Source organism: Hyphomicrobium sp. 01T421, assembly GCF_056398805.1.
This window is the reverse complement of record NZ_JBFTQC010000001.1, coordinates 1,738,716-1,758,512: the sequence shown is the minus strand read 5'-3', so window position 1 is coordinate 1,758,512 and position 19,797 is coordinate 1,738,716. Positions and strand designations below refer to the sequence as shown.

Genomic DNA, 19,797 nt, shown 5'->3' with positions numbered 1-19,797 from the left:
AAACGCCGGAGTCTGTTTTGACTCCGGCGTCCTGTGCGAGGCTTGCGGGTACCCGAAAGTCGGCTTGCGCCTATTCGGCCGGATGAAGCGGCGTCTCGTGAGATGGCGCCCGTGACCTGCGGCCGAGATCGGACAGCCAGCGGCAAACCACATAGAAAACGGGCGTGAAGATCAGACCGAAGAAGGTCACGCCGAGCATACCCGCGAAGACCGCGGTTCCGAGAGCCTGTCGAAGCTCGGCGCCGGCGCCGACCGCCCAAACCAGCGGCACCACGCCGAGGATGAACGCCAGCGACGTCATGATGATCGGCCGCATTCGCAACCGGGCCGCTTCGGTCGCGGCCTCGAATCGGGTGCGGCCTTGGGCTTCGAGTTGCTCCGCGAACTCCACGATCAGAATAGCGTTTTTCGCCGCTAGACCTATGAGAACGATGAAGCCGACCTGGGTCAGGATGTTGTTGTCCATTCCCCGGAGGATAACGCCCGAGATCGATGCGATGAGACTCATCGGGACGATCAGGATGACAGCCAACGGCAGCGTCAGACTTTCGAACTGCGCGGCAAGGACGAGGAACACGAACAGGACGCCCAGAGCGAACGCGAAGATGGCCGTGTTGCCGGCGCGGATCTGCTGGTAGGCGAGATCGGTCCATTCGTAGCTGAAGCCAGGCGGAAGCGTTTCCGCCGCGAGCTTCTGCATGATGTCGATCGCCTGTCCCTGCGAGTATCCGGGAGCCGCGGAACCATCGAGTTCGGCTGCCGGATAAAGGTTGTAGCGGGGAACGCGCGCCGGGCCCGAAATATCGCTCACTGTCGTGAACGAGCCTAGCGGAACGGCATCGCCGTTCGAATTGCGGACGCGAATGCTCAGCGCATCTTTCGCTTCCAGGCGGTAATCGGCGTCGGACTGCGCCGTCACGCGGAAGGTGCGGCCCAGCAGGTTGAAGTCGTTGACGTAGATCGAGCCGAGGTACGTCTGGAGTGCGGCGAACACTTCCGGGATACGGATGCCGAGCATCTGCGCCTTGACGCGATCGATGTCGAGATAGAGCTGGGGCGTCGACGTCTCGAAGAGCGAGAACACCTGCCGCACGCCCTGCGTCTGAGCCGCCTTGCCCATCATCGCGTTGACAGCCGCTTGCAATGCAGCCGAGCCGGCACCCGATCGATCCTCGACCATCATGCGGAAACCGCCGGAGCTACCAAGGCCGCGGACGGGGGGCGGCGCAACGACAAGCACTAGGCCTTCCTGGATCGCGGAAAACTTCTTCAAGAGCGCGCCCTGAATGGCTTTCGCCGACATGTTCGGATCTTTGGAGCGCTCTTCGAAGGGTTTCAGCGTGACGAAAACGGCGCCCGCGTTCGAGGCGTTGACGCGCGTTGCCCCCGAGAAGCCCACGATATTGACGGCGTGGGCGACGCCCGGGACGGTGAGCGCCATGTCAACGATGCGCTTATTGACCTCGTTGGTACGAGCCAAAGAAGCGGCAGGCGGAAGCTGGGTGATTGTGATCAGATAGCCGCCGTCCTGGTCGGGGATGAAGCCGACCGGAGTTTTGCGGAATTCGTTCAATCCGAATGCAATGAGCCCCGCGTAAAGGACCAGCATCAGGATAGAAAACCGGACGGCGCGGCCAGCCAGCCAGCCATAGCCGCTGGATAGCCGGTCGAAACTCCAGTTGAACAAATTGAAGAACGCGCGGATGGGCCACGTCAGTGGGCTGTGCTTATGCTCGGTCGAATGCGGCTTCAGGAGCATGGCGCAGAGTGCGGGCGACAGGGTCAACGAGACGATGAGCGAAATCACCGTCGCGCCCGCGATCGTCAGCGCGAACTGGCGATAGAACTGCCCCGAGATGCCGGTGATGAATGCCGACGGAACGAACACCGCACATAGAACGAGCACGATTGCGATGAGAGCCGAACCCACCTCCTCCATGGTTCGGTAGGAGGCCTCCCTGGGGCTCATTCCGTTCGCCATGTTGCGTTCGACGTTCTCGACCACGACGATCGCGTCGTCGACGACGATACCGATCGCCAGCACGAGACCGAAGAGCGACAAGTTGTTCAGCGAGAAGCCGAACATCTGCATCAGGAAGAAGGTGCCGACGAGCGAAACAGGGATGGCGACGATCGGGATGATCGCCGCGCGCCACGTCTGCAGGAAGAGCAGGACGACGATCACCACCAGAACGACGGCCTCAAGGATCGTGTGAACGACGGCGTCGACCGACTCCTGAATGAAGTCGGTCGGGTTGTAGACGATGGTGTATTCGAGCCCGGGCGGGAAGCTCTTCGCCATCTCCGCCATGGCTTGTTTGATGTTCTTCGCCGTATCGATGGCGTTGGAACCGGGCAGCTGGAAGACGCCGAGACCGACCGCCGCCTGCTTATCGAGATACGAGTTGATGCCGTAATCGAGCGCCGCCAGTTCGACTCTCGCCACGTCCTTCACCCGGACGACGGAGTTGGCGTTCTGCTTGACGACGATATTGCCGAATTCATTCGGATCGATTAGGCGGCCTTGCGTTTGCACCGTGATCTGGAATGCACCCGGCTTTTCCAGCGGCGGCTGATTGAGCACGCCGGCGGCCACCTGGACGTTCTGACCCTGCAGCGCCGTCACGACGTCGCTTGCCGTCAGCGCCAGCGATTGCAGGCGGTCGGGATCAAGCCAGACGCGCATCGAATAATCGCGGCCGCCGAAAACGGTAATCGAGCCGACGCCTTGCACGCGGGTCAGCGCATCGACGATGTTGACGCTCGCGTAGTTCGAAATGAAAAGGGTGTCGCGCGAGTTGTCGGGCGACAGCAGATGCACGACCATCATGAGGTCGGGCGACGCCTTCGCGACGGTGACGCCGATGTTGCGCACGTCTGCGGGCAGCCGCGGCAGCGCGATCGACACGCGGTTCTGCACCTGAACCTGCGCAATATCGAGATTGGTGCCGATGTCGAAGGTGACGGAAATCGAGAAGCGGCCGTCATTCGTCGAGTTCGACGATATGAAGAGCATGTGCTCGACGCCGTTGATCTGCTGTTCGAGCGGCGTCGCGACCGTCGCGGCGACGACTTCCGCGCTGGCACCCGGATATTGCCCCGTGATGTTCACCACCGGCGGCGCGATTTCCGGATATTGCGCGATCGGCAGGCGGGTAAGGGATACCAGGCCGATGATGGTGAGCACGATGGAAATAACGGCCGCGAAGATCGGGCGGTCGATAAAGAAGTGCGAGATGCGCATTGGACGGGCCGTTCTTTATTGGGTCCGGACCGTCTGGTCCTTCGGAGTGGAAGCGTCAGCGGATGCCTGCTGCGGCGTGACTTTCGCGCCGGGCCGGATGCGCATCAGGCCGTTCACGATGACCGTGTCGTCGGGCGAGAGGCCAGCCGTCACGACGCGCAGTCCATCGACCAACGGCCCGAGCGTGACGTATTTCGGTGTCGCGACATTGTCGCTGCCGACGGCATAGACGAACTTGCGAACCTGCTCGGTGCCGATGGCGGCATCGGGAACAAGTAGCGCCTCTGCCGGTTCGGAAGCCACAATCCGGATACGTCCGAACATGCCCGGCGTGAGGCGTCCGTCGGCATTCTTGAAGACCGCGCGGCCGCGGATCGTGCCGGACGACTTATCGATGGCGTTGTCGACGAAGTCGATCTGACCTTCGTGGACGAAGTCCTTTTCATCGATAAGCTTCAGCTGAGCGGACATGCTCAAGCCACGACCGGCGCTGTCGGCCGCCTTCGCCGACGCAGCCTTCAGGTAACGAAGGTATGACGCCTCATCCATAGTGAATTCGAAGCGGATCGGATCGACCGAGGCGATCGTTGCGAGCAATGTCGTGCTTCCGGCCGTTCCGCCGGTCACGAGGTTTCCGACCGAGACGCGGCGATCGCCTATTCTTCCGGCGATCGGCGCGGCAAGCTCGGTGAAATCCAAATCGAGAGCGAACTGGCGGGACGCGGCCTTTTGCGCGGTCAGATTGGCTTCGGCGACGCGCTTCGCCTGAAGGCGTTGATCGAGCGACTGCTGCGTGATCGTGGTGCCGCGAACGAGACTTTCACCGCGCTCCAAGTCAGACTGAGCAAAGGCAACGTTCGCCTCCGCCTGGGCGATGGAGGCATTCGCCTGGTCCAACGCCGCCTGGAAGGGCCGGCGGTCGATCGTGAAGAGCGGATCGCCGACCTTGACCATCTGGCCATCGGTGAAGTGGATCGTGTCGAGGTAACCCGAAACGCGCGCGCGCACTTCGACGAAGTCGAGAGCAACAAAACGCCCGACGTATTCATCGTAGTCGGCGACGATTTTCTTCGTGGGCTTGGCCACGGTGACTTGCGGCGGCGGCGGAGGCGCAGCTTGAGCCGCGGATTTCTCTTCGCTGCATGCGGAAAGTCCCGCCGATAAAGTCAGCAGAACTGCAGCGATTGCGGCGGACCGTTGGAACACGGGTTCTGTCTCCGTCTTATAGATTTGAAATCAGCGCACGAAGGAACCGATTGCGTTCCATATCGAGCGCCAGCGTCAGTCGCGCCGAGCGAAATCGCGCTCGGCCCGCGTGAATTGTCCTTCTGATCCCACCCCGAACGGGCGCACGCCAGTAGTTCAGCGCGCGTTAAGTACCGGGTGACAGAGATGACAGAGTCATGTTACCCGGTACCGACCGGTAACATACTGCTACCGATCGGTAACATTCTCGTCAAGGGCGCATGAGCATTGCGCAGGAGAAAGATTTGCGCAGCGCTGGCGAATCAGAGGCGGTCGCCGAGGGGCAACTCGCTGTCAAATCACCCCGAGAGCGAATTTTGATCGCAGCTCGCGATCTCTTCTACCGGCACGGCGTGCATGCCGTCGGCGTGGAGGCAATCGCCGAGACGGCGCTCACAAACAAGATGACATTGTACCGTCATTTCAAATCGAAGGACGAGCTTATCGTCACATACGTCCAGCAGCTCGCAAATGAAGGCGATAACATACTCAATCGCATTCTGGCCGAGAACGCAGACAACCCGCAAAAGCAAGTCGATGCCTGGGTCGATTTTGTCGAAGACGTGCTGACGAACAAGTTGGAGCGCGGCTGCGCGCTGGCGAATGCCGCCGTCGAACTCGATACCGGCCACCCGGCCCGCGCCGTGATCGAAGCCTACAAACAGCGGAAGCACGACCGCCTCGTCGGACTATTCCGCGCCGCTCGATATCGCGACCCCGATTTGCTCGCCGATGAAGTCTTTCTTCTGTTCGAGGGTGCGCGGATCAGCATTCAATGTGGCGGCAAGGGTCCGGCGTCGCGCGTCGTCGGGATGCTGCGCGGACTGCTCTCGTCGCGGCCGAGGTTGGTCGATGCCTAAGCTGCGATCCGCATTGTTTCCGCGCCACGCGAATGCGTCCTGGTCGCTGAGCACAACTGCCTAGGTACTAGGCGTTCAGCACAAGCAGCTGGCAGCGCAATCATCAACACCCGAAGATTTCCCGCATTTTTCCGGCAAGAAAGCCTTGGCACGGCCCATGCAGAGCATGGTGCATAACGCCTCTAGGGTTCCGGCTTCACAAGCGTCAGGTCCGAGAGAGGCTCTCCCGCCTCGCGTGACGCGCGGCGGAGCCACGGCGGGATAAAAGCCCGGGAGACCTACACCGCGAGTTGCTCCGGCGCTCGAACGGACAGGCCTCCCTCCGCGCGCTCTCACGGCGCTCATCCGAGGTCTTCCGCTCCTGTCTCGAAGTTCCTTGCGGCCTCACTGAGTGGTCAGCACAAGGACAGGGGTTGGCGATGCGCTTTTCCGTCAAGCAAATTTTGAAGGCTGCGATCGGCCTCGCGGCCGTGACAGGGTTTGCCCTGTCGCCTGCACATGCCGCCGAGAAAAAAGACTTCAAGGTCGCCTGGTCGATTTATGTCGGCTGGATGCCATGGGGCTACGCGGCCGATTCCGGCATCGTGAAAAAATGGGCCGACAAGTACGGCATCAACATCGACGTCAAACAGTTCAATGACTACGTCGAGTCCATCAATCAATACACGGCAGGCTCGTTCGACGCGGTCACCGTGACGAACATGGATGCCCTCTCCATTCCGGCCGCCGGCGGCGTCGACACCACGGCCGTGATCGTCGGCGACTTCTCGAACGGCAACGACGCCGTCATCCTGAAGAACAAGGACAAGCTCGCCGACATCAAGGGCCAGAACGTCAATCTCGTCGAGTTCTCGGTCTCGCACTACCTGCTCGCGCGCGGTCTCGAAACTGTCGGGCTCGCCGAGAAGGACCTGAAAGTCGTCAACACATCCGACGCCGATATGGCGGCTGCCTACAAGACACACGACGTCACGGCCGTCGTGACGTGGAAGCCAATCGTCTCGACGATCCTTGAATCTCCCGACGCGAAGAAGGTCTTTGATAGCTCGCAAATTCCGGGCGAGATCATCGACCTCATGGTCGTCAATACGGCCGTGCTGAAAGACAACCCGAAGTTCGCGAAGGCGCTTGCCGGGATCTGGTACGAGACGCTTGCGACGCTGAAAGACGGCACGGTTTCGAAGGAAGCCATGGCCAAAGCTTCGGGTACCGACCTCAAAGGCTTCGACGAACAGCTCGCAACGACGAAGCTGTTTTCAGATCCGAAAGACGCCGTGGCCTTCACCACCGGAAAAGATCTGAAGACGACGACCGAACGCGTCTCCAAATTCCTGTTCGAGAAATCCCTGCTCGGCAAGGACGCGAAATCCGACGGCGCGATCGGCGTCGAGTTTCCGGACAAAACGGTCTTCGGCGACAAAGCGAACGTCAAGTTCCGGTACGACGCGACGTTCATGAAAGAAGCCGAAGACGGCAAGCTCTGATCGGCCGCATCTCGCAAAGCAAACTGAAGGAGGGCGGCCGCATGCGCGCTATCAACTTTCGACCGGACAAGACCTGGCGCCTTGCCCTCGCCTTCCTGCCATTTGCATTGCTCCTACTCACCTACATTATCGCTTCCGACATTCGACTGACCGAAAATCCGAACGACAAGCTTCTCCCGTCGTTCGCCAAGATGGGCGAAGCGATCGACGCCTACGCCATGAAGCCCGATACCCGCACAGGCGACCATCTGCTTTGGGCAGATACGGCGGCGAGCCTGACGCGTCTCATCGCCGGGCTCGCGATCTCGACGGCGATCGCGCTGGTTCTCGGCATCGTCATCGGGGTTCTGCCGGTGATGAGCGCTACACTCGGGCCAGTCGTGGCGGTGTTATCGATGGTGCCGCCCCTTGCGCTCCTTCCCATTCTTTTCATCGTCATGGGACTTGGCGAAGCCTCGAAGATCACCCTGATCGTCGTCGGCACGTCGCTGAAACTCATTCGCGATATCGCGCTTCGGGTCGAAGACATTCCGCGCGAGCAGCTCATCAAGGCGCAGACGCTCGGCGCATCGACGCCGCAGATCGCGTTGCGCGTCGTGCTGCCGCAAATCCTGCCGCGACTGATCGATTCCGTTCGGTTGGAAATCGGTCCGGCGTGGCTCTTCCTGATCGCGGCCGAGGCGATCGCTGCTGATGCCGGTCTCGGCTACCGCATCTTCCTCGTTCGCCGGTATCTCTCGATGGATGTGATCCTGCCGTACGTCGCGTGGATCACGCTTCTGGCGTTCGTCATGGATCTTTCTCTGCGGCTGCTTCAACGCAAGTCGTTCCCATGGTTTGCCGAAGCGAGAACAGCATGAACGCCATCGTCTTCGACAAGGTTTGGAAAGAATACGGCGATCACGTCGTGCTCGAGCAGATCAATCTCGAGATCGAGACGCGCTCGTTCGTGGCGCTGGTCGGGCCATCGGGATGCGGCAAGACAACATTCCTGCGATTGCTCCTCGGCGAAGAGCGGCCGACGCGCGGAAGCATTCTCGTCGAAGGTGTGCCGCTCAAAGCGGAGCCCGACGCGGACCGTGGCGTCGTCTTTCAGCGCTACTCGGTGTTTCCGCATCTGACGGTTCTCGGCAACGTCATCATCGGCCGGGAGTTCGAAAAGGCCGGTGCGCTCGGCCGCTTATTCGGCCGCGCGCGCAAACAGGCGGAAGACGACGCGCGCGAGCTTCTTACCGCTGTCGGCCTCGCCGGTCAGGAAGCAAAATATCCGTCCGCGCTTTCGGGCGGAATGCAGCAGCGCCTGGCACTGGCACAGGCGATCATGCGGCGGCCGAAGGTGCTTTTGCTCGACGAACCTTTCGGCGCGCTCGATCCCGGCATTCGGTCCGATATTCACGTGCTGATGCGGCGGATCTGGAATGAATCGTCCCTCACAGTCGTGATGGTCACGCATGACCTCAGCGAAGCTTTTGAACTCGCCACCCGCATCGTCGCATTCGAGCGGCCGCGCAACCGGCCCGAGGAACTCGAGCGATATGGCGCCAGGCTATCGGCCGACATTCCGACACCGCCTCCGACGGCACCTCTGCTGCCGAAGGGCGCGACGATCACCAAGGATATCGAGATCTGGCCGAAGAAAGTTGCAGGGAGCCCAGGCGTTCTAACGCGTCACGGGCATTCTGCTCCGCGCTCTTAGGTCTTCACACTCCGCGAGGGACGACCCTCGGCGGCTTCTCACAAACCCGGGACGGCCCGGACTGGCGCACCAGCCGCGTTCCCTCATGGGACGCTGCTGTGCTGGGAGAGAGAAATGGGGAATTCGGTCTACGGGGATGCGCTGCCAGGAGGCAAGCACTGGTCGCTGCTGATGCGCCGAAACATGCGGCTGCGCCTGACCGATGTGGAGGGCGGCGCCAACATCGGCATGCTCTTCTACAATCCGCAGAATTTGCTCGAGCGCTACAACGCGCCCGACACGCTGAAATGTCAGCACACGTTCAAGCTCACCGTCGGTCATTGCCTTTACTCGGATATGGGCCGCATCTTTTGCTCTGTCGTGTCGGATACGTTCGGCTGGCACGATACCGTAACCGGCAATACGACGAAGGCCATCGTCGCGCGGAAGTGGGGCGAGAAGAACTATCAGACGGCGCGCAATGACTGGCAGCAGAACGGCCACGACAGCTTCCTCGTCGAGGGAGCGAAGTATGGACTTGGCCGCCGCGACTTGGCGGCGAACGTCAACTGGTTCAGCAAGATCGCCGTCGCGTCCGATGGCGCGATGTCGCTCGATACTTCGGCTGCGAAGGCCGGCGCTCAGGTCGAATTGCGCTTCGAGATCGATACGCTCGTTCTCTTACACACCTGTCCCCACCCCTTGAACCTCGCGAATACCTACCCCCGAAAACCGGTGCACTTCGAGATCTTCGAGGGGCCGCCCGCGGCGCTCGATGACCCCGCGCGGCTTTCCGCGCCCGAGAATGCGCGCGGTTTCGAGAACAACCGCATCTTCCTCGCCGGCCGCTGTGGAGACGCGCATCAATGATCAAAGAAAGCACGCTTCGCGAAGGTGACGCAATCTATCGCCGTATCGTTCCGGCCGGCGAATATTGGATGCACGTTGTCTGCGAGGGCGAGACGCTTCGCCTTCTCGATCTCGAAGGCAATCAGGCGGCGGATACTCTGTTCTTCAACGCCGACGATCCGGCGGAACGCTACTCGGCGTCCGATACCATTCGCGAGCAAGGCAATATCTATCTCACTGCCGGTTCGGTGCTCCGTTCCGATATCTGCCGTCCGATGCTGACGATCACGGCCGATACTGTTGGCCGCCACGATACACTTGGCGGCGCCTGCGCGACGGAGAGCAACACCGTTCGCTACGCGCTCGAGAAGAAATCGATGCACGCATGCCGCGACAGCTATCTGCTCGCGATCGCCGAGAACGAGCAGTACGGCCTTTCGAAACGCGACATCGGGCACAACATCAATTTCTTCATGAACGTGCCTGTTACGCCCGACGGCGGACTGACGTTCGAGGATGGTCTGTCGGCGCCCGGCAAATACGTCGAGATGACCGCGCACATGAACGTCATCGTGCTCATCTCGAACTGTCCGCAGCTCAACAATCCTTGCAACGCCTACAACCCCACGCCGATCGAAGTTCTCATCTGGGGTAAGGGGGTCTGACGTCCATGTTCCGCAAAGTCCTGATCGCCAACCGCGGCGCCATCGCCTGCCGTATCATCAGAACGCTCGACCGCATGGGGATCGCGAGCGTCGCGGTCTATTCCGAAGCCGATCGCCATTCGATGCATGTCCGCCAAGCGGGTGAAGCCGTCGCCATCGGCGCATCACCTGCGGCCGAAAGCTATCTCAAGTTCGACGCCATCCTCGACGCTGCGAAGAAGACCGGCGCGGAAGCCATTCATCCGGGCTACGGATTCCTGTCGGAAAATCCCGATTTCGCGGATGCGTGCGAAGCGGCTGGCCTCGTGTTCATCGGGCCCAAGGCGGAGCACATGCGCGCCTTCGGGTTGAAGCACAAGGCGCGCGAGCTTGCGTTTGAGGCGAACGTGCCGTTGGCGCCGGGCTCTGGGCTCATCCGCGATGTCGAACACGCCAAGAGCGAAGCGCAGCGCATCGGCTATCCCGTGATGATCAAGAGCACGGCGGGCGGCGGCGGCATCGGGTTGCAGCTCGTATCGGCGGCGGATGAAATCGCACCGATGTTCGAGCGCGTCGAACGCCTCGCTCGCAACAACTTCAAGGACGCCGGTATCTTCATCGAGAAGTACGTGGCGCGCGGCCGCCACATCGAAGTGCAGATTTTCGGCGACGGCCGCGGCAACGTCGTCTCGCTCGGCGAGCGCGACTGCTCGGCGCAGCGGCGCAACCAAAAGGTCATCGAGGAAACTCCTGCGCCAAACCTCCCCGAGAAGACGCGCGCGGCGCTCTGGGAGACAGCGCGGCGCCTCGGCCAGTCGGTCAATTACGAAAGCGCGGGCACCGTCGAATATCTCTTCGATGCCGAGACGAACGAGTTCTATTTTCTCGAGGTCAATACGCGGCTTCAGGTGGAGCACGGCGTGACCGAGGAAGTCGTCGGCGCCGATCTCGTCGAATGGATGGTGCAGCAGGCGGCGGGAGAATTGCAGCCGCTCGATCAATCCAAGATTTCCCCAACGGGTGCGTCGATCCAAGTCCGGATTTATGCGGAAGATCCTGCGCGCGATTTCCGGCCAAGCTCCGGCCGGCTGACGGACGTTTCCTGGCCGCGCGGCGTGCGCATCGAGACGTGGGTGCAGAGCGGCTCGGATGTTTCGCCCTACTACGATCCAATGATCGCAAAGATCATCGTCAAAGGATCGTCACGCGACGAGGCGCAGGCGCGACTTCGATCGGCGCTCGATCAAACACGGATCGGCGGTCTCGAAACCAATCTCGATTATCTGCGTCAGCTCGCGGGCTCCAGCGTCTTCGCGAAAGCTGAAATGCTGACGCGGACGCTGCAGACATTCGCCTACAAAGCGGACACCATCGAAGTTCTGTCGCCCGGCACGCAGACGACGATCCAGGACTGGCCGGGCCGCGTCGGCTATTGGGCCGTTGGCGTGCCGCCGTCGGGGCCCATGGATGCGCAGTCGTTTCGCTTAGCCAATCGCATCGTCGGCAACGATGAGGGCGCGGCCGGGATCGAGACAACGCTCGCGGGGCCGTCCCTCAAGTTCAACACCGACGCCGTGATCTGTCTCGCGGGGGCGGAGCTGACGGCGACGCTCGACGGCGCGCCTGTCGCCTACTGGGAAGCCATTCAGATCAAGGCCGGGCAAGTGCTGAAGATCGGCGGCGTGAAGGGTCCAGGCGTGCGCGCCTACATCGCCGTTCGCGGCGGGATCGACGTTCCGTCTTATCTCGGAAGCAAATCCACGTTCACGCTCGGCAAGTTCGGCGGCCACGGCGGACGCGTATTGATGACGGGCGACGTGCTTCATATCGGCCGCGACGCGACGAGCTTTCCTTCGGCGCGTCTTCCGGCAGAGCTCAAGCCTCGCCTCGTCCATACCTGGGACATCGGCGTTCTCTACGGCCCGCATGGCGCACCGGATTTCTTCGCGCCGGAATACATCGACACGTTCTTCGCGAGCGATTGGGAGGTTCACTACAATTCCAATCCGACCGGCATTCGGTTGATCGGACCGAAGCCCATCTGGGCACGCACCGACGGCGGCGAAGCCGGGCTTCATCCGAGCAATATTCACGACAACGCCTATGCCATCGGGACGATCGATTTCACCGGCGACATGCCGGTCATTCTCGGCCCTGATGGTCCGTCGCTCGGCGGCTTCGTGTGTCCGGCAACCATCGTGCAAGCCGAGCTTTGGAAGATGGGTCAGCTTCGGCCGGGCGACAAAGTCCGCTTCACGCGTCTTTCTCCTGCCGAGGCGGCCGCGCGCCTTGCCAAGCAGAACGCAGAGATTGCAACGCTGAAGTCTATCACCGCTCCGTCGTTTCCGCATGCGAAGTGGGGCGCGGATGACTGCGTCGTCGGCGGCCGCGAGGCGTCCGGCGACAAGCCGCGCGTCGTTTTTCGCCGCGCGGGCGATGCTTACATGCTCGTCGAGTACGGCCCGATCATCCTCGATTTCACGTTACGCTTCCGCGCGCACGCTTTGATGACTGCTCTCGAACAGCGGAAGCTGATGGGCATTCTCGACCTGACGCCGGGTATCCGGTCCTTGCAGGTCCATTACGATAGTACGGTGCTGCCTCTCGAAGATTTACTCGCGGAGCTTTCGCGTATCGAAGATACACTCGGAGATTTGAGCGACATCGAGGTGCCGTCGCGCATCGTGCATCTGCCGCTGTCGTGGAACGACCCCGCGGTGCAGAAGACGATCGACAAATATATCCAGGGCGTCAGACCGGACGCACCGTGGTGTCCTTCCAACATCGAGTTCATTCGCCGCATCAATGGTCTCGATTCAATCGAGGACGTGATGCGGATCGTGTTCGACGCCACCTACGTCGTTCTCGGACTTGGCGACGTGTATCTCGGTGCGCCGGTCGCGACGCCGGTCGACCCGCGTCATCGTCTCGTCACGACGAAATACAATCCGGCGCGAACGTGGACACCCGACAACGTCGTCGGCATCGGCGGCGCTTACATGTGCATCTACGGCATGGAGGGCCCCGGCGGTTATCAGCTCTTCGGCCGGACGTGCCAAGTCTGGAACACGTATCGCACGACGGAAGACTTTGAAGCCGGGTCGCCGTGGCTTTTGCGGTTCTTCGATCAGATCCGCTTCTATCCGGTCTCGTGCGAAGAGCTGGCGAAGTTCCGCGACGGCTTTCTTGAAGGGCAGGCAAACGTCAAAGTCGAAGAGACAACGTTCCGTCTCAGGGACTATCAGGCTTTCCTTGCCGAGAACGAAGAGTCGATTGGCGCCTTCAAGTCGCGTCAGCAGGCGGCCTTCGAGGCTGAGCGGGCGCGCTGGCAGCAAGTCGATCAGGACGGTGCGGCAGGCGCAACCGACAGCGGCGTCGAAGAGGATGCGACCGCCGTTCTGCCGCCTGGAGCCACCGCCGTCGAAAGTCCCGTTCCCGGCAGCGTCTGGAAGGTCCTCGTCGAGCCCGGAACCCGGGTCGCCGAGGGCGAGACGCTGATAATCGTCGAATCGATGAAAATGGAGATGGCCGTGCCGGCGCCGCAAAGCGGGGTCGTTCACGAAGTGCGCTGCGTCGAAGGGCGCCCTGTGGCCCTTGGCCAGGCTCTCGTTATCTTAACAGAGCCACATGCGGAGGCGACGGCGTGACCCTATCGCTCGACATCGCAAACCTCACCGCCCTCTACGAGCGCGGAAAGACGACACCCGAAGCAACGGTCGAAGAGGTCTTCGCTCGGATCGGAGACAAGGGCGTTGCGCCCGACTGGATCGCGCTTCGCGATAAGGAGAGCGTTCTCGATAGAGTTCGCCGCGCACCGCGCGGGGCCCTTTACGGCATTCCATTTGCCGTAAAGGACAACATCGATGTCGCCGGTATGCCGACGACGTGCGGTTGTCCGGCTTTCGCCTATGTGCCCGAGCGTTCGGCGACGGTCGTCGAGCGGCTCGAAGCTGCCGGCGCCATCCTGATCGGCAAAACGAACCTCGACCAGTTCGCGACCGGGCTCAACGGCACGCGCTCGCCTTACGGCATTCCGGCGAACGTCTTCAATGCGGACTACATCTCCGGCGGCTCGAGCTCGGGTTCAGCTGTCGTCGTCGCCGCGGGGATTGTTTCGTTTTCCCTCGGGACAGACACGGCGGGATCGGGCCGCGTTCCGGCGGCCTTCAACAACATCGTGGGTCTGAAGCCGACGAAAGGCATCATCTCGACACGTGGTATCGTGCCCGCATGCAAGAGCCAAGATGCGGTTTCGATTTTTGCGCTCACCGTTTCGGACGCCGCGAAGGTTGCAGAAATAGCCGTCGCCTTCGACAAGGACGACTGCTTCGCGCGGGCCGACGCCCCGCCATTCGCCGTCGAGGATTTCGCGCGTCCGCTGAGAATTGGCATTCCCAATGCGCCGCTGTCGTTCTTCGATGATGGCGAATACCGGCGCCTCTATCATCACACGATCGATCGCCTCGCCGGGCTCGGCGCCGAGATCACCCCCTTCAACTTCGCGCCATTTCGCGACACCGCAGCCATGCTGTACGACGGTCCGTGGGTCGCCGAGCGGCTGTTCGCCGTCGACGACATGAACGATGATGATCTTCATCCCGTCGTTCGCGACATCATCCATAGCGGCCGGAATAAATCCGCGCTCGCGACATTCGAGAGCTTCTATCGTCTTGCTGAATATCGCCGCGCGGCGGACGCCGAGTGGAACCGCATGGACGTGATGGTGCTGCCGACGGCGGGCACGACGTACAAGATCGCCGATATGCTGGCCGATCCTGTTCGCCTCAATTCGAACCTCGGCGCGTATACGAATTTCGTCAATCTTCTCGACCTCTCGGCGCTCGCAGTTCCCGCGGGCTTTCGCGAGGACGGCATCCCGTTCGGCGTTACACTGATCGGGCGCGCGTTCGCCGACGGACAACTCGCGGCGATCGGTGATGCTCTTCACCGCACGCTCGATGGTGCGAAGCTTGGCGCGACGCAGGCGGCATTATTGGATGCCGCGCCCGTCGCCGCTAAGCCCGCCAAGAAGAAGACGGTCGAGGTCGCAGTGGTCGGCGCGCATCTCAGGGGGCAGCCACTCAACAGCCAGCTGACCGAGCGCGATGCCATCTACCGGGAGACAGCGCGCACAGCGGCCGGATACCGGCTTTACGCCTTGCCGGGGACGACCCCGCCGAAGCCGGGACTCGTTTTCGAAGGCACCGGGCCGGGCGCGATCGAAGTCGAAATCTGGGAAATGGACGAGGCCGCGTTCGGGTCGTTCGTGGCGCTCATACCGGCCCCGCTCGGGATCGGGACGCTTGTGCTGGAAGGCGGCCGACAGGTGAAAGGCTTCCTCTGTGAATGCCATGCCGTTCGCGGCGCCGAGGACATTACGGAGTTCGGGGGCTGGCGCGCCTGGCTCGGCCGGACGGCCGTCGCCTGATCCGGCGGCGCTCAGATGAAATAAATTGCTGCGAATACCGTGTTTTAGGCCGCGGTTCGCCCGCGCGCGGCCGCGCCTTGCGAAATAGATGACCGCTCCACCATATTAATGTAGTCTTTTATTTTAGATTTAGCGTCCCGGACGCATGAGATCGCCTTTAAGGCGCCAAGCGAGGAAACGATGCGCAACAGAATACTCCGCTCTACGATTGTTGCCGGACTGACAGCAGTCCTGGGGATGATCACGGTTCAGTCCGGCGCGCGAGCCGACGACACAGCTGTCATCTGGGACAGCATTCGGACAGATCTCTTCGGGACGCGCGACGTTGCGGACGGCGCGGGAAAAGTAGCGCTCGAAGCGCCGTACCGGGCGGAAGACGCCTCCACGGTTCCCCTCACCATTCGCCTTCCGGCTGAATTCGCCAAAGACGTGAAATCGCTGACGCTCGTCATCGACAAGAACCCTTCCCCCGTCGTCGCGACGTTCACGTACGGTGATGCGGCCGGCAATGGCGAACGCGTTCTGGCCACGCGCGTCCGCATCGATCAATATTCGAATGTCCGTGCGATTGCCGAGACGAACGACGGCAAACTGTTCATGACGATCAAGTTCGTGAAGGCGTCGGGCGGCTGCTCGGCTCCGGCCGGCAAGGACCCGGAAGAAGCCGCGAAGACGATTGGCAAGATGAAGGTGATGACCGCCTTCAAGGACCCGGATAACGCGGCCGCACTAGAAGCTCAGGTGATGATCCGTCATCCGAACAGTTCTGGCATGCAGATGGATCAGCTGACCGGCCTCTATATCCCGACGCATTTCGTGGACAAGGTTGCCGTGAAGACTGGCGGCAAAACTGTCTTCACGATGACCGGCGGCATCTCGATCAGCGAGAATCCGAATTTCCGTTTCACCTATCAGGGCAATCCGTCTGACGCGATGAGCGTCGATGCCCAAGATTCGCAAGGCAACGCGTTCAAGGGCAACTCGACTCCGGGCCAATCCTGACGTCGTTTGCGGAACGGCCTCATGGCCGGCAAGCTTGCAAGTGAAGATCTAGTACCGGTTGCGGGCGGCGGCCTTTTGCATCGCCGCCTGTTCCTCAAGGCGGGATTGGTTCTCGCGACGGCACAGGCCGCGACATCCCTCAGGGCGGAAGAAGCATCGCTGCCCAAGGCCGAAGATCCGGCTGATCCCTCCTGGATCCACAAAACCGGCCTTCCCTTCACCGGTTACGGCACGCCGTCAAAATACGAGAAGCACGTCGTTCGCAACACGGGCGGCAACCGCACGTCTGCAGGCGACGGCGTTTCGTGGACGCCTCTGGAAGAGCTCGAAGGCATCATCACGCCGAGCGGCCTCCACTTCGAGCGCCATCATGACGGCGTGCCCGACATCGATCCGGCCGTGCACAGGCTCGTCATCCACGGCCTCGTGCAGCGACCCCTGGAATTCACCGTCGCGAGCTTGCTGCGATATCCGATGCGCTCGCGCTTCCTCTTCATCGAGTGCGGCGGGAACAGCAACGCCGGGTGGCACGAGGAACCGATCCTGCGTCCGGTTGGGGATTTCCACGGGCTCGTTTCGTGCTCGGAATGGACCGGCGTGCCGCTCTCCCTTCTGCTCGAGGAGGCGGGCGTCGATCCGCAGGCGTCGTGGGTCATCGCCGAGGGCGCCGATGCCGGACTGCTCAACGTCAGCCTGCCGCTTTCGAAGCTGATGGATGATGCGATCGTCGGCCTCTATCAGAATGGCGAACGCGTGCGGCCCGAGAACGGCTATCCGATCCGGCTGATCGTGCCGGGCTGGGAAGGCATCACCAGCGTCAAGTGGTTGCGCCGCCTGCACGTCACCGACGCTCCGTCGATGACGCGCAACGAAACGGCGAAATACACCGAGCTTTTGCCGTCCGGCAAAGCGCGCATGTTCACGTTCGTCATGGATGCCAAATCGCTGATCACGTCGCCTTCGCCAGGCCAGAAGATGCACGGGGCGAATGTCTATGAAATTCGCGGGCTCGCGTGGAGCGGCCGCGGCAAGATCAGCAAGGTGGAGGTGTCGGCGGACGGCGGCAAATCGTGGGCCGAGGCAGAGTTGCAGGGCCCCGTCATGTCGCAATGCTTCACGCGCTTTCGCTCTCCGTGGTCTTGGGACGGCAAGGCTGCGCTGCTCAAAAGCCGCGCGACGGACGAAACGGGCTACATCCAACCTGAGCGCGCCGTGTTGATCAAAGAGCGCGGACGCGAAGGGTACTTTCATTACAACGCGATTGTCTGCTGGGCCGTCGATGAAGATGGTACGATCAGCCATGTCTATGCTTAGCCGCGTTGCCGCGATCCTCGTGTCGATAACGGCGACCGGCGCGCTCGCGGACGATGCCCGCATTCAAGCTCCGCGCCTCGGCACGCCGTTGACCTCAGAAGATATAGCCAAGTGGGATCGCACGATCTTCCCCGATGGCCGCGGACTGCCGCCGGGTAGAGGTTCGGCGAAGGAAGGCCGCGTCATCTACGAGCAGAAATGCGCGAGTTGTCATGGCGAGCACGGCGAAGGCGGCACGTCGGAAGAACTCGTCAGCGGGCCGACGCCACCCTCGCCGGACAATCCGAGCAAAGCGATCGGCTCTTATTGGCCGTATGCGACGACGATCTTCGATTTCGTTCGCCGCAGCATGCCGCCTGCGGCTCCGGGTTCATTGTCCGCGGATGAGACCTACGCCGTCACGGCCTACCTGCTCGCCGCCAATGCGATCATTCCGGAGAGCGCGGAGATGGATGCGAAAACGCTGGCGGCAGTGCGGATGCCGAACCGCGACGGATTCATCTGGATCGACGTAAAAAAGTAAGTTTGCGCCGACGGTCAGAAATTGATCTTCGCGCCAAAGATGCCCGCTTGGAACGCATCGAGCGAAGTTTTCCCAACTGGGGCGCCGCTGGTGGCTGTCACGCTGTTACCGAAGACATCTCCGTCGGCGTGCTCGTAGACTGCATAGAGCGTCATTTCCGCCGCATCGATGTATTGAATGATGCCGCCCTGCCAGAAATTGACGCTTGAGGTGACAGTCTTGCCGGGATTGGAACCGGCATCGTCATGCCGGTACTCGCCAAAAATGTTTGTCTTGCCGAGCGAAATCCACTTCTGTTCAATACCAGGTTGGATGAACCACACATTGCTAACAGGCTCTATAAGCTGCTGGTCTGTGGTCGGGTTTCCGGTATCAATGTGCTGTGTACCCCAGCCGCCGAATACGAATAGTCCGGTCGGCTTGTGCATGATCGTGGCGGCGGCGCCACCCCAGTCGCACCGGAAGTTCGGCAATGATGCCGTCGTCGTGCTCGAAGATATGCAAGCAGTTCCGCCCGCAACGTATGTGCTCGGGGTTCCGCTGAACTGGGTGCCGGGATTATTGCTTTGGCCATAACCGCCACGGACGAGAAGATCGAAATCTCCGATGGTGTTTTTGTACTGGAGCGCGATATCCCATAAGCTGGCTTCGCCCCAAGCAGCAGCCCAGGAAAATCCCTGATAAATCGGTGAGTCGTAGCGAACGACATTGCGACGGCCGCTATCGCCCGGTGTCGAATTATTGAAGCCGCGCAGAATGTCGGTCCATCTGAGCGCGGGCGAGCCTACGGGATTTCCATCAGCCCTCAGCTGAAACTGCGACAGGTAGATGGCGGCGCCTTCCGCGTCGTCGACATTACGTGTCAAAGTGAAATCGGCATCGTCGAGAAGGTGGTAAGTTGCGGTGCCGTTTTGCCCAACGGCGACCTGTCCCCATTCCTTACTCTTGACGTACCAATAGCTTTTGCGGACCAAAAGCTGATTGTCCTGGTTATTCGGATTGCTGCTCGAAGAACTCGGAGAGTTTTGATTCCACTGATTTGACGGATGGCCCTGCACGCCGATCTCAAGCAGGTAACCTGCTGACACGTCAGGCGTGATCTTTGCCTCGCCGACGAACCTGAAGCGCGACTGCTCGACGGAGTTCGTGCCGACGTAGGCGTTATGCTCGGTGCCGTCATCCCAGACGATGAGGTTCTCGTTGACCCAGCCCGAAACCGTCAGACTGACTTTACGGTTGCCTTTGCGCACGGTGGTCGCTTCCAATTCAGCGACGCGCTCTTCAAGATCGGCGCAGCAGTCGCCGCCCAGATCAGCGGCGGCGGCTGGCGACATCAGGGCCGGGGCGGCCGCCATCGCGTAGAGCCAGCCCCCAAGCGCGAAAGATATTCTCATCGCCACCCCCCTCCCGTGCATTCATCCGCAGACCGATAATACGCATACGCAGCGACGAGCAATGTTGAATGGGCCGCAATTGCCCGACGCTGATTGGGTGTGACGCAAAAGCAATTACTCAGAGAAGCCGAATCG

Annotated in this window: 14 protein-coding genes and 1 riboswitch; of the genes, 11 read left to right on the top strand and 3 right to left on the bottom strand. The window is 61.4% G+C overall.

Features of this window, described 5'->3' with window-relative positions; translation table 11 throughout:
• Positions 1-70 precede the first annotated feature (70 nt).
• On the bottom strand, positions 71-3,244 hold the full coding sequence (locus AC1DK3_RS08045) for an efflux RND transporter permease subunit (protein ID WP_477191717.1): 3,174 nt from the start codon (positions 3,242-3,244) through the stop codon (positions 71-73).
• Positions 3,245-3,259: 15 nt separating this feature from the next.
• Positions 3,260-4,450: an efflux RND transporter periplasmic adaptor subunit gene (locus AC1DK3_RS08040; RefSeq protein WP_477191716.1), complete on the bottom strand. Its 1,191-nt coding sequence runs from the start codon at positions 4,448-4,450 to the stop codon at positions 3,260-3,262.
• A gap of 260 nt (positions 4,451-4,710) precedes the next feature.
• On the opposite strand from AC1DK3_RS08040, the gene AC1DK3_RS08035 reads away from it, so the two are divergent.
• The 11 genes from AC1DK3_RS08035 (at position 4,711) to AC1DK3_RS07985 (ending at position 18,268) form a co-directional block, all read left to right on the top strand.
• Positions 4,711-5,349 carry a TetR/AcrR family transcriptional regulator gene (locus AC1DK3_RS08035; RefSeq protein ID WP_477191715.1) on the top strand — a complete coding sequence of 213 codons (639 nt, stop codon included), beginning with the start codon at positions 4,711-4,713 and terminating at the stop codon, positions 5,347-5,349.
• Between the two features lie 171 nt (positions 5,350-5,520).
• A riboswitch (guanidine-I (ykkC/yxkD leader) is annotated at positions 5,521-5,627 on the top strand.
• A gap of 141 nt (positions 5,628-5,768) precedes the next feature.
• A complete protein-coding gene (locus AC1DK3_RS08030) occupies positions 5,769-6,833 on the top strand; it encodes a putative urea ABC transporter substrate-binding protein (protein WP_477191714.1) in 1,065 nt (354 codons plus the stop codon).
• Between the two features lie 41 nt (positions 6,834-6,874).
• Positions 6,875-7,693, top strand: a complete 819-nt coding sequence (locus AC1DK3_RS08025) for an ABC transporter permease (RefSeq protein ID WP_477191713.1) — start codon at positions 6,875-6,877, stop codon at positions 7,691-7,693.
• Positions 7,690-8,529, top strand: a complete 840-nt coding sequence (locus AC1DK3_RS08020) for an ABC transporter ATP-binding protein (protein WP_477191712.1) — start codon at positions 7,690-7,692, stop codon at positions 8,527-8,529. The genes AC1DK3_RS08025 and AC1DK3_RS08020 overlap by 4 nt, the downstream gene beginning before the upstream one ends.
• Positions 8,530-8,643: 114 nt before the next feature.
• Positions 8,644-9,378 (top strand): urea amidolyase associated protein UAAP1, encoded by a 735-nt coding sequence (locus AC1DK3_RS08015; RefSeq protein ID WP_477191711.1) that lies wholly within the window; start codon positions 8,644-8,646, stop codon positions 9,376-9,378.
• On the top strand, positions 9,375-10,022 hold the full coding sequence (locus tag AC1DK3_RS08010) for an urea amidolyase associated protein UAAP2 (RefSeq protein ID WP_477191710.1): 648 nt from the start codon (positions 9,375-9,377) through the stop codon (positions 10,020-10,022). Before AC1DK3_RS08015 ends, AC1DK3_RS08010 begins: the two co-directional genes overlap by 4 nt.
• A gap of 5 nt (positions 10,023-10,027) precedes the next feature.
• Positions 10,028-13,648: an urea carboxylase gene (uca, locus tag AC1DK3_RS08005; protein WP_477191709.1), complete on the top strand. Its 3,621-nt coding sequence runs from the start codon at positions 10,028-10,030 to the stop codon at positions 13,646-13,648.
• The gene (atzF, locus tag AC1DK3_RS08000) at positions 13,645-15,429 is read left to right on the top strand and encodes an allophanate hydrolase (protein WP_477191708.1); all 1,785 of its coding nucleotides are present in this window, start codon (positions 13,645-13,647) and stop codon (positions 15,427-15,429) included. Before uca ends, atzF begins: the two co-directional genes overlap by 4 nt.
• Before the next feature lie 180 nt (positions 15,430-15,609).
• On the top strand, positions 15,610-16,431 hold the full coding sequence (locus AC1DK3_RS07995) for a quinoprotein dehydrogenase-associated SoxYZ-like carrier (protein WP_477191707.1): 822 nt from the start codon (positions 15,610-15,612) through the stop codon (positions 16,429-16,431).
• A 21-nt stretch (positions 16,432-16,452) separates the two neighbouring features.
• On the top strand, positions 16,453-17,745 hold the full coding sequence (gene soxC, locus AC1DK3_RS07990) for a sulfite dehydrogenase (RefSeq protein ID WP_477191706.1): 1,293 nt from the start codon (positions 16,453-16,455) through the stop codon (positions 17,743-17,745).
• A complete protein-coding gene (locus AC1DK3_RS07985) occupies positions 17,732-18,268 on the top strand; it encodes a c-type cytochrome (RefSeq protein WP_477191705.1) in 537 nt (178 codons plus the stop codon). The genes soxC and AC1DK3_RS07985 overlap by 14 nt, the downstream gene beginning before the upstream one ends.
• 14 nt (positions 18,269-18,282) lie before the next feature.
• Here the strand turns inward: AC1DK3_RS07985 and AC1DK3_RS07980 are convergent, their stop codons facing one another.
• Complete coding sequence (locus tag AC1DK3_RS07980) at positions 18,283-19,662, bottom strand: porin (protein ID WP_477191704.1); 1,380 nt, start codon at positions 19,660-19,662, stop codon at positions 18,283-18,285.
• Positions 19,663-19,797: the final 135 nt, after the last annotated feature.